The organism is Flagellimonas algarum, from assembly GCF_040513375.1.
Lineage (GTDB): Bacteria > Bacteroidota > Bacteroidia > Flavobacteriales > Flavobacteriaceae > Flagellimonas_B > Flagellimonas_B algarum.
Genome location: NZ_JBEVTG010000001.1, coordinates 311,841 through 328,149, shown reverse-complemented (window position 1 = coordinate 328,149; position 16,309 = coordinate 311,841). Strand labels below are relative to the sequence as shown.

General features: G+C 49.0%; 13 protein-coding genes. 11 read left to right on the top strand and 2 right to left on the bottom strand.

Annotation, left to right across the window (positions count from 1 at the left end; translation table 11 throughout):
- Positions 1–5: 5 nt before the first annotated feature.
- Together ABV409_RS01540 and ABV409_RS01535 are read left to right on the top strand one after the other, a co-directional pair.
- Complete coding sequence (locus ABV409_RS01540) at positions 6–674, top strand: ion channel (protein ID WP_353875779.1); 669 nt, start codon at positions 6–8, stop codon at positions 672–674.
- 35 nt (positions 675–709) lie between these two features.
- Positions 710–1,690 carry a DUF6588 family protein gene (locus ABV409_RS01535; protein ID WP_489672204.1) on the top strand — a complete coding sequence of 327 codons (981 nt, stop codon included), beginning with the start codon at positions 710–712 and terminating at the stop codon, positions 1,688–1,690.
- A 5-nt stretch (positions 1,691–1,695) separates the two neighbouring features.
- On the opposite strand, the gene ABV409_RS01530 is transcribed toward ABV409_RS01535, so the two are convergent.
- A complete protein-coding gene (locus ABV409_RS01530) occupies positions 1,696–2,346 on the bottom strand; it encodes a hypothetical protein (RefSeq protein ID WP_353875777.1) in 651 nt (216 codons plus the stop codon).
- Positions 2,347–2,509: 163 nt separating this feature from the next.
- Here ABV409_RS01530 and rimP point away from each other — a divergent pair, with 163 nt between their 5' ends.
- The 3 genes from rimP to infB are packed head-to-tail and all read left to right on the top strand — an operon-like array spanning position 2,510 to position 6,925.
- A complete protein-coding gene (rimP, locus tag ABV409_RS01525; RefSeq protein ID WP_353876872.1) occupies positions 2,510–2,971 on the top strand; it encodes a ribosome assembly cofactor RimP in 462 nt (153 codons plus the stop codon).
- A gap of 12 nt (positions 2,972–2,983) precedes the next feature.
- Positions 2,984–4,216: a transcription termination factor NusA gene (nusA, locus tag ABV409_RS01520; RefSeq protein WP_353875776.1), complete on the top strand. Its 1,233-nt coding sequence runs from the start codon at positions 2,984–2,986 to the stop codon at positions 4,214–4,216.
- 42 nt (positions 4,217–4,258) lie between these two features.
- Positions 4,259–6,925: a translation initiation factor IF-2 gene (gene infB, locus ABV409_RS01515; RefSeq protein WP_353875775.1), complete on the top strand. Its 2,667-nt coding sequence runs from the start codon at positions 4,259–4,261 to the stop codon at positions 6,923–6,925.
- Between the two features lie 35 nt (positions 6,926–6,960).
- Here infB and ABV409_RS01510 read toward each other — a convergent pair whose 3' ends face one another.
- Positions 6,961–7,335: an SPOR domain-containing protein gene (locus ABV409_RS01510; RefSeq protein ID WP_353875774.1), complete on the bottom strand. Its 375-nt coding sequence runs from the start codon at positions 7,333–7,335 to the stop codon at positions 6,961–6,963.
- 234 nt (positions 7,336–7,569) lie between these two features.
- On the opposite strand from ABV409_RS01510, the gene ABV409_RS01505 reads away from it, so the two are divergent.
- Genes ABV409_RS01505 through ABV409_RS01480 form a run of 6 tightly spaced genes read left to right on the top strand, consistent with a single transcriptional unit; the run spans position 7,570 to position 16,296 of the window.
- Entirely contained in the window at positions 7,570–8,943 is a 1,374-nt protein-coding gene (locus ABV409_RS01505; protein ID WP_353875773.1) for a c-type cytochrome, read from the top strand.
- A 27-nt stretch (positions 8,944–8,970) separates the two neighbouring features.
- Positions 8,971–12,084, top strand: a complete 3,114-nt coding sequence (locus tag ABV409_RS01500; RefSeq protein WP_353875772.1) for a TAT-variant-translocated molybdopterin oxidoreductase — start codon at positions 8,971–8,973, stop codon at positions 12,082–12,084.
- Positions 12,085–12,116: 32 nt separating this feature from the next.
- A complete protein-coding gene (gene nrfD / locus ABV409_RS01495) occupies positions 12,117–13,838 on the top strand; it encodes an NrfD/PsrC family molybdoenzyme membrane anchor subunit (RefSeq protein WP_353875771.1) in 1,722 nt (573 codons plus the stop codon).
- Between the two features lie 2 nt (positions 13,839–13,840).
- Positions 13,841–14,368 (top strand): DUF3341 domain-containing protein, encoded by a 528-nt coding sequence (locus ABV409_RS01490; RefSeq protein ID WP_353875770.1) that lies wholly within the window; start codon positions 13,841–13,843, stop codon positions 14,366–14,368.
- Between the two features lies 1 nt (position 14,369).
- Positions 14,370–14,939 carry a c-type cytochrome gene (locus ABV409_RS01485; RefSeq protein WP_353875769.1) on the top strand — a complete coding sequence of 190 codons (570 nt, stop codon included), beginning with the start codon at positions 14,370–14,372 and terminating at the stop codon, positions 14,937–14,939.
- A 10-nt stretch (positions 14,940–14,949) separates the two neighbouring features.
- Entirely contained in the window at positions 14,950–16,296 is a 1,347-nt protein-coding gene (locus ABV409_RS01480) for a quinol:cytochrome C oxidoreductase (RefSeq protein ID WP_353875768.1), read from the top strand.
- Positions 16,297–16,309: the final 13 nt, after the last annotated feature.

Below are 16,309 nucleotides of genomic sequence, written 5' to 3'. Positions count from 1 at the left end.
TGCCCATGACCAAGACGATCGCCTATCTGTACCGATTTCGATTTGAGATTTTCTTGGCAATTCAATGCGCTATTCTTTTCGGCGCCTTGATCTTTCCCGCGGGCTTTTATGACCGGGTCGTCTTACCCTTGATGTATCTGACCAGCATATTGGCTGGGGTGCTCATGCTTTCTGAAAAAAAGAAGCTGGCTTGGTTCTTTTTAGGGTTGTTCGCCGTTTCTGCCTTTATTTTCGGAAGCTCCTTGATCGATCGACGCGAATCGCCCAACGATATTTTCATCCGCCTGACCATTTATTTCATTTTCCACATTGTGGTCGCTTGGCATATCATCATGCAGGTATGGAAAGCCGAGGTGGTCGGGAAGAATGTCGTACTTGGCTTAATGAGCGGGTATATTTCACTGGGATTTTTAGGATTTTTCCTCTTTATGTCAATCGAACTAACGCATCCGGGGGCCTTTCAAGGGGTCCTTTTGAACCCCGATGATCTGGTCATGTTCAGTGAGGGCATCATGTACTATTCCTTTATTACCTTGTTGACCATCGGTTATGGTGAAATCGTACCGGTAATCCCCATCGCCCAAAAAGCCGCGATCTTGGTCGGTCTGACGGGCCAGTTTTATCTGGTGATCATTACAGCAGTGGTCATCGGGAAGTTTTTGAAACAACGATGAGGCGCCGCTTCACATATGGTCTCTTACTAACTATCATGGCCTGCTCCCAGGCTCTGGCCCAAAGCAACCTTGAAATAAAGAACTACCTGATTTTGGGGGTCGAGACCGCAGAAGAACTTGCGTCGCTTTATCTAGAACCCCTGAGTGAGGGTTTGTTGTATGGATTAACCGGGGCATGGAATCATTCTGCCCAGGTCAAAAAGCCTTGGGAATTGGATATCGCCTTAGTGGCCAATGGATCCTTTGTACCCAGTGAGAAACTGTTCAAGGAAATCGACATTAGCGCCATCGATAACTTAGAGGTATTGGGGGGTGCGAACCGGGTTCGGATACCGACGATTTTAGGTAGCGAAACTTCCGAAGTCACCTTTGTCGGCACCTATAATGATGAGGAATTCATTTTTGATGCCCCCACGGGTATCGGATTGTTTTCGACCAACCTGTTGCCGAATGTCTTCGTGCAGGCTTCCATGGGCCTCCCTTACGATACGGAAATCGGGTTTCGCTTTTTTCCCAAACTGAAAATCGATGATGCGACCTTGGGTATTTTTGGTTTCGGGCTAAAGCACGAGTTGGGCCAAAGCATCAAGGCGATGTCGAATTGGCCCGTTTCCATCGCGGTATTCGGGGCCTTTACCCGATTGGATGCCGAATACGAGTTCAAGACCGATGGGTTCGTGACCGGTGAAGGCCAACGCATCGATGCCTTTTTGAACTCCTGGTTGGTCGAAGGTTTGGCGTCAACGAAATTCCCGAAATTGAATGTATATGGCGGTTTCGGCTACGTGCGCGGCAAATCGAATTACGTACTCAAGGGCACCTACACGATCGAGACCGAAACCGAAACATTGGATTTTGTCGATCCCTTTGATGTACAGGGCGATATTTCCGGATTGAAAGGCAGTCTTGGTGCCAGCCTACGATTGAGCCGTTTTCGGATCAATCTCGACTATACCTTTCAAGGGTTCAACAACCTCGCGTTTGGACTCCATTACAATCTGGTGAAGCCGAAATGAACCCTTTATTGCCCGCTACCGTTCGATATACTGCTTTTGATCAAAGCCTTGGTCAGGTCTTTGGCATAATTCGACGTGGCCGTTTTTAAACTCGAAGGGTCTTTCAATTCGAATCGACCGACCCATTGCAGGTTTTCGCCAGTTCCTTTCTCGATGCGGTACAGACTACTTTCAAAAATATATTTCGTGCCGCTTTTCAATTGGTCCGGTTCCCAGGTGGTGATGGGGTAGTAGGCCAGATACCGACCGAACCGACCGACCCGAGTCGGCACGTATGTGGTCGATGAGCCACCTGCGACGACATCGGTATAGGCTTCGGTATTGATCAAATTCGTGACGATGGCGCCGTCGAATCCTTGGGCCAACAAGGCTTTTTTCAAGGCGGCCAATTCGCTTTCGCTATACGTCTTGGTAATGTCAAGGATGCGTGTTGAATTGTGGGAGGCAATGGCCTGTATCCCCTGTTCCTTTAATTGGGCGACGATGCTGTTTTCGAACTTGACCCTGGCGGTATTGTCTTTTGACCGGCCGACTACGAGGATCTTCTCATAGGCATTCTTTAGGTTACTGACGTTTTCCGAACTGGTCAGATACGAAGAACAGCCGCCCAAGACGAATACGAATAGGACTACGATGCAAAGGGTTGGTTTTTTCATGACGTGCTTTTGGTTTGTGGTTTTCTTGCCTTCTAAATGTAAGGAATATTGAAACACGGCCGATTTTTGCAAACTCATGATTTATCGTATATTTGCACCGCTGAAAGGATATCAACGTATTCATGAGGGGACTTCGAGTCCCCTCTTCTTTTACCAAAATCCGATGTTCAAAGAGACGGTAACCGAGTTGTTGGATAAGGCCCTGGAAAACAGGCCCGATCTTTTTTTGATCGACTTTTCAGTAGGGGCCGATTTTCGCATTAAGATCGTCCTCGACGGAGATCAAGGGGTCAATTTGAGCGATTGCATGGAAATCAGTAGGGCTATCGAACATAACCTTGATCGTGAGGAAAACGATTTTGCGTTGGAGGTCACGTCAGCCGGGGCCACATCGCCCTTGGTACTGCCCAGGCAGTTTCAAAAAAACGTAGGACGTAAACTCGAGGTCAAGACCAACGGTACTACTGTTGAGGGTAATTTGACCGCCAGTGATAAAGACGGTATCGTGCTCGAATGGAAGGCACGCGAACCCAAGCCGGTGGGCAAGGGAAAACATACGGTGCAGAAGCGAATGGAAATTGGCTACGCTGACATCGAAGAAGCAAAAGTGGTATTAAAATTTTAATTGTAGTTCAAAATGGAAAATCTGGCGCTTATTGAATCCTTTTCAGAGTTCAAGGATGATAAGTTTATAGATAGGGTGACCTTAATGGCGATTTTGGAGGATGTCTTCCGAAATGCCTTAAAGAAAAAGTTCGGTTCTGATGAGAACTTCGATATCATCATCAACCCCGATAAAGGGGATTTGGAGATTTGGAGAAACCGAATCGTTGTTGAGGATGGGGAAGTCGAAGAACCCAATGAGGAAATTTCGTTGACGGATGCCCGGAAGATCGAGCCCGATTTCGAAGTAGGGGAAGATGTTTCGGAAGAAGTGAAATTGATGGATTTGGGCCGTAGGGCCATATTGGCCTTGCGTCAAAACCTGATTTCGAAAATCCATGAACACGATAACACGACGATCTACAAGCAGTTCAAGGATCTTGAAGGTGAGATCTATACCGCTGAGGTACACCATATCCGCCACAAGGCCATCATCCTTTTGGATGACGAGGGTAACGAAATCATCATGCCCAAAGACAAACAGATTCCGTCCGACTTTTTCAGGAAAGGCGACAATGTCAGGGGGATCATTGAGAGCGTTGATTTGAAAGGCACCAAACCGTCGATCATCATGTCACGGACCTCCCCTAAATTCTTGGAGCAGTTGTTCTTCCAAGAGATCCCGGAAGTCTTCGACGGTCTGATTACGATTAAGAAAGCAGTACGCATTCCCGGTGAAAAGGCCAAAGTGGCCGTAGACTCTTATGACGATCGCATCGATCCGGTAGGAGCCTGTGTGGGTATGAAAGGATCACGGATCCACGGTATCGTCCGTGAATTGGGCAATGAGAATATCGATGTCATCAATTGGACCAACAATTCCCAATTGATGGTCACAAGGGCCTTAAGCCCGGCAAGGGTGACTTCGGTCAAATTGAACGACGAGAAAATGACCGCACAGGTCTATCTCAAACCTGAAGAGGTTTCAAAGGCCATCGGTCGCGGAGGGCATAATATCCGTTTGGCAGGCCAGTTGACCGGTTATGAGATCGATGTATTCCGTGAAGGTGTCGAAGAAGATGTCGAATTGACCGAGTTTTCCGATGAGATCGAAGGATGGATCATCGAGGAATTCAAAAAGATCGGATTGGATACCGCGCGAAGCGTTTTGGAGCAAGATGCGAACGATTTGGTGAAACGTACCGATTTGGAAGAAGAGACAGTGGCTGAAGTTGTGCGGATACTGAAAGAGGAATTTGAAGATTAAACTTATATTAGCACCGAATTTTAGAGGGATAGCAACGAGTATATGGCAGGAAACCCAACAATACGATTAAACAAGGTTCTTAGGGAATTGAACATTTCGCTAGATCGGGCCGTTGACTATCTTGTGGCTCAAGGTCACGAGATAGAAGCAAGGCCTACGACAAAGATCTCGGATGAGGTGTATCAAGTACTGCTGGATGAATTCCAGACAGATAAGAGCAAGCGTGTTGCGTCCAAAGAGGTCAGCGAGGAAAAACGCAAGGAGAAGGAAGAACTTCGATTGCAGCTCGAACAAGAGCAAGAAGAGCGTCGTTTGGCCCGTGAGCAGCGCATGGCCGCTGCCGAACCTGTAATCAAGGCGAAAGCCGAATTGACAGGTCCGAAAACCGTCGGCAAGATCGACTTGGACAAGAAGCCCGAACCGGTCAAAGAAGAAAAACCGGTCGAGCAAAAGGAAGCCCCGGCACCAGCCCCTCCGAAAGAAGAAAAGAAAGAGGCCCCCAAAGCGGCACCGGTCGTTGAAAGCAAGCCAGAGACCCCGGCGGCGACCCCTGAGAAGCCCCAGGCCATCGAAACGAAATACCAAAAGCTTTCAGGACCGAAGATCACGGGTGACAAAATCGACCTTTCCAAGTTCGAGAAACCCAAAAAGAAAAAAGAAGAAGCCAAACCGGCAAATGGCCAAAACGCGGAGCGTAAACGCAGAAGAAAGCGTATCGTCAGCAATACCAACGGACAGTCCGATAACCGTGGCCGTCCGGGCAACCGCCGTGGCAACCAACGTTCCAATGTACCCAAGGTAGAGCCTACCGAAGAAGAAGTACAAAAGCAGGTACGCGAAACCTTGGAGAAACTCCAAGGAAAAGCCAACAAGGGCAAGGGTGCCAAGTACCGCCGTGAAAAGCGGGATCTGCACCGCCAGCAGACCGAAAAAGACCTCGAACAACAAGAACGCGAAAGCAAACTCTTGAAAGTGACCGAGTTCGTAACGGTCAACGAAGTGGCAACCATGATGGACGTGTCGACCACCGAGATCATCTCGGCTTGTATGTCGCTGGGCATGATGGTGACCTTGAACCAACGTTTGGATGCCGAAACCCTATCCATAGTCGCTGATGAATTCGGGTTCGAAGTCGAATTCGTCACTGCCGAGATCGAAGAGGCCATCGAGGTCATCGAAGACGATCCGGAAGATTTGGTCGGTCGTGCACCGATCGTGACCGTTATGGGTCACGTCGATCATGGTAAGACCTCTTTACTCGATTATATCCGTGAAGAAAACGTCATCGCCGGCGAGAGTGGGGGCATTACCCAGCACATCGGCGCTTATGGTGTCACTTTGGAAGACGGTCAGAAAATCACCTTTTTGGATACACCGGGTCACGAAGCCTTTACCGCGATGCGGGCCAGGGGTGCGCAGGTGACCGATATCGCGATCATCGTAGTCGCGGCCGATGATGACATCATGCCGCAGACCAAAGAGGCGATCAGCCACGCGCAAGCCGCTGGCGTACCGATCGTATTCGCGATCAACAAAATCGATAAGCCAACGGCGAACCCTGATAAGATCAAAGAAGGTCTTGCGGCCATGAACCTCCTGGTCGAAGATTGGGGCGGTAAGATCCAATCGCACGACATTTCGGCCAAAACCGGTCAAGGGGTCAAAGAACTATTGGAGAAAGTCTTGCTCGAAGCAGAGCTGTTGGAATTGAAGGCCAATCCTGATCGTTTGGCTTCAGGTACCGTCGTCGAGGCGTTCTTGGACAAAGGCCGAGGATACGTTTCTACCATCCTGGTACAGACCGGTACCCTACAGATCGGTGATTATGTCTTAGCGGGTACTTGTAGTGGTAAAGTCAAGGCCATGCAAGACGAACGTGGTAAAAACATCAAAAAAGCCGGTCCGGCCACCCCGATTTCCATTTTGGGTCTCGATGGTGCCCCTCAGGCCGGTGATAAGTTCAATGTGTTGGAAGATGAACGTGAGGCCAAGCAAATCGCGACCAAGCGTTCCCAACTCCAGCGCGAGCAATCGGTGCGTACGCAACGACACATCACCTTGGATGAGATCGGCCGTCGTATCGCATTGGGCGATTTCCAGGAATTGAACATCATCCTGAAAGGGGATGTCGACGGTTCGGTGGAAGCCTTGACCGATTCGTTCCAGAAACTCTCTACCGATGAGATTCAAGTGAATATCATCCACAAAGGGGTCGGGGCGATTACGGAGTCCGATGTCTTGTTGGCCAGTGCTTCCGATGCAATCATTATCGGCTTTAACGTGCGACCTATGGGTAATGCCCGTGCCGTTGCCGATAAGGAAGAAATCGATATCCGAATGTATTCGATCATCTATGACGCTATCAACGATCTGAAAGACGCCATGGAGGGCATGTTATCGCCTGAATTGAAGGAAGAGATCACCGGTAACGCCGAGATCAGGGAAACCTTCAAGATCTCGAAAATCGGTACTATCGCAGGTTGTATGGTGACCAGTGGTAAGATCTTCCGAAACTCGCAAATACGTTTGATCCGTGATGGTGTGGTGATCTTTACCGGAGAACTGGCTTCTTTGAAACGTTTCAAGGACGATGTCAAGGAAGTATCCAAAGGATACGATTGCGGACTTCAGGTGAAAAACTACAACGACATCCGTATCGACGATACGATCGAGGCCTTTGAAGAGGTGGCGGTCAAGAAAAAGCTCTAAAGATTTTTCGAAACCACGATTAAAAACGAAAGCGATCAATTGCCGGTCTGCTCAGGTTTGAGCAGCATGGCATTGGGGTATTTTTTGCGTACTTCGAGGTATTTGCGTTCGGCTTCCAAAGCGTCCTTGAATTTACCCACGCGCACCCTATAGGTTGGCTGGAAAAACTTGATCTCGGCATGCCATCCAGGGAAATCGACACGTACTTGGTCGTACAGCCTTTGGGCGGCCTCGTCATTGCTCTTGAAACCCACTTGTATTTGGTAAAAACCCGTCTTCGAATTGACCGATTTGTAGACTTCCAGAAGCTCCGAAATGCGGGGGTCCTGCTCGATGACCACCCGTCCTTCCTGGGCGTGTGCGTTACTGAGGAAAAGTACTGAAATGACTAGGAATAATGGGGTTTTCATAGCGCTTAAGGTGTTGTAAGTAAGGCGTTTGCACAAAAGTAATTTTTTCGTTCGCAAACTTCTAAAAAAATCGTTATTTAGAATCCGTATAAATTATTAATTATAAATCCCTTAACATTTCAAAAATACGCGCTGTGTCGTATTTTTGTCTGCAATTTGAGCACCGGTAATAGCTAAATTTCACAGTATCAGAAGAAATTATCGTGCCAAGATTTCGATTGAAATTACACAAATATGAAAAAGGTTCTAAACCGTATTCAATTTTCAAAAGTTTTTGGTCTTAGTTTACTCCTACTACTCCAACTTTTTTCATCACCCATAACAGCACAAGAAGATCCTGCGGCCGCCGAACCGGCAGCCGAAGGTGTCTGTGGTCCTGGTGATGCCGTGAAAGGGAAGCAACTTTTCAATCAGAATTGTGCGGCCTGCCATGCCTTAAACCGCAAGATGACCGGTCCGGCCTTGGCCAATGTGGCAACAAGATTGACGGAAGAAGAGGGATTGGACTGTGAGTGGATCTACGCTTGGGTGAAAAACAGTGCAGGTGTTATTTCTTCTGGCGATAGTTATGCCAATAAGATTTATGCGGAGTACAACCAAGCGGCCATGACCGCTTTTCCGACCTTGAGCAATCAAGATATCAATGACATCCTGGCCTATACGGCTGCCCCGGCGCCAACTCCGGTCGTTGTCCCTCCGACTGGTGGAGGAGGTGGAGAAGGAGCTCCTGACACAGGGGGTATTTCAAATGAGATTATTCTTGGGGCCCTGGTCCTGGTCTTCGGACTTTTGGTAGTGATGTTGTTCTTGGTGAACAGCACCCTTCGCAAAATTGCAGAGGCCAATGGGGTCGAAGTGGTCCGTGCCGATGCCGAGAAGCGCACCCCGCTATGGAAGGCTTTTGTGCAAAACCAGTTTTTGGTGTTCTGTACCGTTGTCGTCTTTTTGTTAGGCAGTGCCTACTTCGCTTACGCTTGGATGAGCCAAATCGGCATCGACCAAGGCTATGCTCCGGTACAACCCATACACTATTCCCACAAAATCCACGCTGGTGATAATAAAATCGAGTGTAAGTATTGTCACTCCTCGGCAAGGGTGTCGAAGCATTCCGGTATCCCATCGCTCAACGTGTGTATGAATTGCCATAAGTCGATCTACGAGTACACGGGCAATCCTGAAGGCCCAAGCGCCGAAGATTTGGCCAATGGCTACACCAATGAGTTCTACACCAAGGAAATCAAGAAATTGTACAAAGCCGTCGGTTGGGATGAGGAAAACCAAAAGTACACCGGTGAATCGCAGCCTGTAGAATGGGTGCGTATCCACAACCTGCCCGATTTCGCTTACTTCAACCACTCACAGCACGTTGAGGTCGGTAAGATCGAGTGTCAGACCTGTCACGGTCCCGTTGAGGAAATGGAGATCATGTACCAATACTCGCCCTTGACCATGGGATGGTGTATCAACTGTCACCGTGAAACGAATGTTCAAGTGGCCGATAACGAATACTACGCCAAGATCCATGAAGAGCTTTCCAAAAAGTATGGCGTCGAAGAGTTGACGGCAGCGCAGATGGGTGGATTGGAATGTGGAAAATGCCACTATTAATTTTTAAGAAGATATTGCAATAATCATATGGCATCAAACAAGAAATATTGGAAAAGTGAAGCGGAGTTGAATCCGAACGATTCCATTGTTGAGACGCTACGACAAAACGAATTTACCGAGCATATCCCCGTAGATGAGTTTTTGGGTGACCAAGAGAACTTGGCCGATTCGAATACTTCGCGAAGGGATTTTTTGAAGTACGTCGGGTTCAGTACCGCGGCGGCCTCATTGGCGGCCTGTGAGGGTCCGGTGAAAAAATCGATCCCTTACGTCGTTCAGCCAGAGAGTATCGTTCCAGGTGTGGCGAACTATTACGCCACCTCCATCGCCGATGGCTATGATTTTGCCAGTGTTTTGGTCAAGACCCGCGAAGGGCGTCCGATCAAAATCGAGAACAACGATTTGGCCATGACCAATGGTGGGGCCAACGCTCGGGTCAATGCATCCGTATTGAGCTTGTATGATAGCAAGCGTTTGCAAGGACCGACCTTCAATGGGGAGGCGATCGCTTGGGAAGATTTGGACCTTCGGGTCAAAGGCACCTTGACCGCTGCGAAAAACTCTGGAAAGCAAATCGCTTTGTTGACGCAGAGTTATGCCAGTCCCACAACCAAAAAATTGATTGCCGATTTTACTGCGGCCTATGGCAACGTGACCCATGTCGCTTATGATGCCATTGCTGAAGATGCGGCATTGAATGCATACGAAGCGGCTTATGGCGAACGCGCCTTGGCCGATTACGATTTTAGCAAAGCATCCGTCATCGTTTCCTTTGCTGCCGATTTCCTTGGTGATTGGCAAGGTGGTGGCTATGATTCGGGCTATGCCAAAGGCAGGGTGCCCCACGAAGGCAAGATGTCGCGACACATCCATTTCGAATCGAACATGTCATTGACCGGCGCCAATGCCGATAAACGTGTTCCTTTGAATGCTGCAGGTATGAAAGTCGCCTTGGCCAAGTTGTTCGGCAAGTTGAACGGCAGTACGGTCAGTGGGGGTAGCTCCGATATCGACGGTATCGTCGATCAAGTCGCAGCTGAGATCCGCAAGGCGGGTAGCAAAGCCGTTGTGGTTTGCGGGTTGAACGATAGCAATGCCCAAGCCGTGGTATTGGCCATTAACGCATTGATCCAAAGTGAGGCCTTTGATGCCGAACGCCCAAAATATGTTAGGGAAGGAAATACAGCAAAACTGAACCGCTTGATCGCCGATATGAAGGCCGGTAAAGTGGCGGCTTTGTTGATGGACGGGGTCAATCCTTTGTACACCCTTCCGAACGCGGCCGATTTCCAAGAAGGAATGGGCAAAGTCAGTATGACGGTGAGCTGTGCCTTCAATAATGATGAAACCGCAGAAGCCGCACAATATGTGGCAGCCGCTTCACACTATTTGGAATCATGGGGTGATGTCGAAATGAAGAAAGGCCAGATGAGCCTGATGCAGCCCACCATCCGTGAGCTGTTCGATACCCGACAATTCCAAAATTGCCTTCTCCAGTGGATGGGCAGCGAACAAAGCTATTACGAGTATTTGAAATCCAATTGGGAAACCACCGTACTGAACGGTTCGGGGTGGAACAAGGCCCTGCAAGATGGGGTATATACCATGACCGCTTCGGCAACGGAAGAGGCATCGACGGATGCGGCCGCCGAAGACGAGGCTGAAACAAGCAATACTGTCGATTCCATGGCCGCTGCCGTGCGTGCCTTGGCCAACTCGACCAGTTCCGGAATGGAATTGATGTTGTACGCCAAAGTCGGTATGGGTGACGGTAAACAAGCCAACAACCCTTGGTTGCAGGAATTCCCGGATCCAATTTCACGGGTCTCCTGGGATAACTATGTCACCGTTTCCAAAGCCGATGCCGAAAAGCTTGGTTTCGTAAACGAGAACGTGGCCAACGGAGGTTTGGACGGAAGTTATGCCAATGTGACCGTAGATGGGGTCACCTTGGAAAACGTGCCGGTGATCATCCAGCCTGGGCAGGCCAATGATACGGTAGGACTATCTTTCGGTTACGGCCGAAATGCCGGTATGAAGTCTGAGATGAAGACCGGTGTCAATGCCTACAAACTCTATAAAGATTTCAACAACGTACAATCCGTTTCGCTCAGCAAAGCGGCCGGCAACCACGAGTTCGCTTGCGTACAGTTGCACAATACCTTAATGGGACGTGGTGATATCATCAAGGAAACCACCTTGGAGATTTTCAACACCAAAGACCATCACATATGGAACCCGGTTCCCGAGGTGTCTTTGGACCACCAAGAAGTACCGGCTACCTCGGTAGACCTGTGGCAAGAATTCGACCGTTCGATCGGGCATCATTTCAATATGTCGATCGACCTCAATGCCTGTACAGGTTGTGGGGCTTGTGTCATCGCTTGTCATGCAGAAAACAATGTTCCCGTGGTCGGAAAGCAAGAAATGCGCCGTTCGCGCGATATGCACTGGTTGCGAATCGACCGTTACTATTCTTCCGAAGATACCTTCGACGGTGATAACGAGAAGAAAGACAGTATGGACGGACTTTGGGGCGACAATGGATCCCTTGGTGGGTTCGGTGAGATGGAGAATCCATCCGCAAATCCTCAAGTGGCCTTCCAGCCGGTCATGTGCCAGCACTGTAACCACGCACCTTGTGAGACCGTTTGTCCTGTGGCCGCAACGGCCCATAGCCGTCAAGGTCAGAACCACATGGCTTACAACCGATGCGTCGGTACCCGCTACTGTGCGAACAACTGTCCGTACAAAGTACGAAGGTTCAACTGGTTCCTATACAACAACAACGACGAGTTCGATTACAATATGAACAACGATTTGGGCAAGATGGTCTTGAACCCTGATGTCAACGTTCGTTCAAGAGGGGTCATGGAAAAATGCTCCTTATGTATCCAAATGACGCAAAAGACGATTTTGGATGCCAAACGTGATGGCCGTCCAGTAAAAGACGGTGAGTTCCAAACCGCTTGTTCTTCTGCCTGTAGCAGTGGGGCGATCGTTTTCGGTGACATCAACGATTCTGAAAGTAAAGTTGCTGAGTTGAAGGAAGATGATAGAATGTACCACCTGTTGGAGCATGTAGGCACCAAGCCGAACGTGTTCTATCATGTGAAAGTGAGAAATACCAACGAAGCATAACCAAACAATAAGCAAGAAACTAGATATAGATTATGGCGTCGCATTACGAAGCACCTATTCGAAAACCCCTAGTACTTGGTGACAAAGGCTATCATGATGTCTCTGTTGACATCGCCAGACCGGTCGAGGGAAAAGCCAACAAGCACTGGTGGATCGTCTTTTCCATTGCCCTTGTGGCCTTCCTTTGGGGTCTAGGATGTATTATTTACACCATTTCTACTGGAATCGGGGTCTGGGGATTGAACAAGACCGTGAACTGGGCTTGGGACATTACCAACTTTGTATGGTGGGTCGGTATCGGTCACGCGGGAACCTTAATTTCCGCAGTACTTTTACTATTCCGTCAAAAATGGAGAATGGCCATCAACCGTTCCGCGGAGGCGATGACGATTTTCTCGGTAATCCAGGCCGGATTGTTCCCGATCATCCACATGGGGCGTCCTTGGTTGGCCTACTGGGTATTGCCCATCCCGAACCAATTCGGTTCCCTATGGGTGAACTTCAACTCGCCACTCCTTTGGGACGTATTCGCGATTTCGACCTATTTATCCGTATCCTTGGTGTTCTGGTGGACGGGCTTGTTGCCTGACTTCGCCATGATCCGTGACCGTGCGGTAAAACCGTTCCAAAAGAAGATTTACAGCCTATTGAGCTTCGGATGGACGGGCCGTGCCAAAGACTGGCAGCGTTTCGAGGAAGTATCCTTGGTATTGGCCGGTTTGGCCACCCCACTGGTACTTTCGGTACACACCATCGTATCTTTTGACTTCGCCACCTCGGTCATTCCAGGATGGCACACCACGATTTTCCCACCTTATTTCGTCGCCGGTGCGATTTTCTCCGGCTTCGCTATGGTGCAGACCTTGTTGATCATCATGCGTAAAGTATGTAATCTCGAGGCCTATATTACCGTACAGCATATCGAATTGATGAACATCGTGATCATGATCACCGGTTCGATCGTAGGTTGTGCCTACATCACCGAATTGTTCATCGCTTGGTACTCTGGTGTCGAATACGAACAATACGCCTTCTTGAACAGGGCGACAGGTCCTTACTGGTGGGCCTACTGGTCGATGATGACCTGTAACGTATTCTCGCCACAGTTCATGTGGTTCAAGAAATTGCGTACCAGCATCATGTTCTCGTTCTTCATTTCCATTGTGGTGAATATCGGGATGTGGTTCGAGCGTTTCGTGATCATTGTAACCTCCTTGCACAGGGATTACCTGCCATCATCATGGACCATGTTCTCCCCGACCTTCGTCGACGTGGGGATCTTTATCGGAACGATCGGGTTCTTCTTCGTACTCTTCCTATTGTACTCAAGGACCTTCCCGGTCATTGCACAGGCCGAGGTAAAATCCATTTTGAAATCCTCTGGGGAGCGCTATAAGAAATTAAGGGATGCCGGCCAACCATTGTACAGCATGCCCAATGGTACCGCTACCGTTACCGAAGCCCCCAAGCAAGAAGAAGCCGGTGATACCAGCGAAAAAGTAGCCTCTTTGTTGGATACTATCGGGGTGTTCGATAAGGATAACGATACCCCTGACGAATTGCAGAAGGTCAAAGGCATCGGACCGCAAATGGAAGAGATCTTGAACCAAATCGGAATATTCACTTTTGCCCAGGTCAGCAAAATGACCCAAAAGGAATACGATCTGTTGGATTCGATTACGCAGAAATTCCCAGGACGGGCCCAGCGTGATGATTGGGCTGGCCAGGCGAAAAAACTAAATAAGAAAGACTGATTATGGCATCGAAAGTGATACACGCCGTTTACAACGATGATGACATATTGATGCACGCCGTCAAAAAGGTACGTGCCGCGCATCACCATATCGAAGAGGTATATACCCCTTTTCCGGTGCACGGACTCGACAAGGCCATGGGCCTTGAAGATACCCGAATCGCCATCACCTCGTTCATGTACGGCTGTTTGGGCCTTACCGTGGCGATAACCATGATGAACTACATCATGATCGAAGATTGGCCGCAGGATATCGGTGGTAAACCGAGTTTCAGTTATTTGGAGAACATGCCGGCTTTCGTGCCGATCATGTTCGAGTTGACCGTATTCTTCGCCGCCCACTTGATGGTGATCACCTTTTACCTAAGAAGTAGGATGTGGCCCTTCAAAAAGGCCGAGAACCCGGATGTACGTACGACCGATGATCATTTCTTGATGGAAGTCGGGGTACATGGCAACGAAAACGAATTGAAAGCACTATTGGTCGAGACCGGTGCCATCGAAGTAACAGTTAAAGACAAAGAAGCATAGCATGAAGCGATTCGCATCATTAGGTTTAGGGATAATGGTATTGGTCATGGTATCGTCTTGCTTTGACAAGAACGAACCGAATTACCAATACATGCCGAACATGTATGAACCGGTCGGTTACGAGACCTATCAAGGGATCGATAACGGATTGTTCCCGCAAGGAACGGAGGCCATGGTGCCCCCGGCGAAAACCATTTCCAGGGAATGGATGCCCTACGAATTCGCCAACGATCCCGCAGGAAAGGAATTGGCGCGTTTGCAACCCAGTCCGTTGGATTCGTTGAGCCAAGAGGCCAATTTGGCTAAGGGTAAGGAGCTGTATGACGTGTACTGCGCCATCTGCCACGGCAATAAAGGAAAAGGCCAAGGAACCTTGGTCAAGCGTGAGAAAATATTGGGTGTTCCCAGCTATGATGACGTAGCGCGGAATATTACCGTCGGAAGCACATACCACACCATGTACTACGGATTGAACTCCATGGGATCCTACGCGGCCCAGTTCAGTAGCGAAGAAGAGATGTGGCAAGTGGCCGAGTACGTGATTAAACTAAAGGAAGACCTATCCAAATAAGAAAACAAGCATGAAGTACACGTTTTCAAATCGATTGAAGATTACATCATACATTTTGATGGCCGTTGGGGCGATTTGCCTGGTTTCAGGTTTTCTAAGTGCACCTTCTACCCCGGAAGAGGCAAAGGCCATTGTGGCCGCTGCCCATGATGATGGACATGGTGGCCATGGAGAGGCCGCCCATCACGGTGAAGAAGCCGGTCACGATACGCATGCCGTAGCCGACGCCCATGGCGATGGTCACCACGACGCTGCCCATGATGAGCACGTTTTCCACCAATTGCAGAACCGCCCATGGTCGGCCTTGTACGTAGCGGCCTTCTTTTTCTTTATGATATCCTTGGGGACCCTGGCGTTTTACGCCGTCAATCGCGCGGCACAGGCAGGTTGGGCGCCCTTATTGTTTCGGGTCATGGAAGGGATTACCGCCTATTTGGTGCCCGGAGGGATCATCGTTTTCGTCATCTTGGTACTTTCCGTCTTGCACATGAACCACATGTTCACTTGGATGGATGCCGATGTCGTGGCACACGATAAACTGCTTCAAGGCAAGAAAGGCTATTTGAACCCGACCTTTTTCTTGGTCAGGGCCGCCATCTTCCTTGGAGGTTGGATCGCTTATCGCCAATATTCAAGAAAGCTGTCGTTGGCACAAGATGCGTCGGATGACAATTCAAAATTCAAATTGAACTTCAGGATATCGGCCGCCTTTTTGGTCTTTTATCTGATTTCCGAATCCATGATGTCATGGGATTGGATCATGAGCCTTGACCCACACTGGTTCAGTACGCTATTCGGATGGTACGTGTTCGCCAGCATGTTCGTCAGTGGTATTACGGTTATTGCCATGGTGACCATTTATCTCAAGTCTAAGGGGTTGTTGCCGGAAGTGAACGATAGCCACATCCACGATTTGGCGAAGTTCATGTTTGGGATCAGTATTTTCTGGACCTATCTATGGTTCAGCCAGTTCATGTTGATCTGGTATGCGAACATCCCTGAAGAAGTCACCTATTTCGTGACGCGGATCGAGCACTATAAACTGCCGTTCTTCGGCATGTTGGCCATGAACTTCATTTTCCCTTTGTTGGTGTTGATGAACAGTGACTACAAGCGGGTGAACTGGTTCGTGATCATGGCGGGTATCATCATTCTATTCGGACACTATTTGGATGTTTTCAATATGGTAATGCCGGCAACGGTAGGGGAGAACTGGCATATCGGTATCCCTGAGATCGGGGGTATCCTCTTTTTCGCCGGGCTGTTCATTTTCTGGGTATTCAATGCCTTGACCAAAGAAGAGCTCACGCCGAAACGCAATCCGTTTATTGAAGAAAGTAGACAGTTCCATTACTAAAATTGATAGAGAA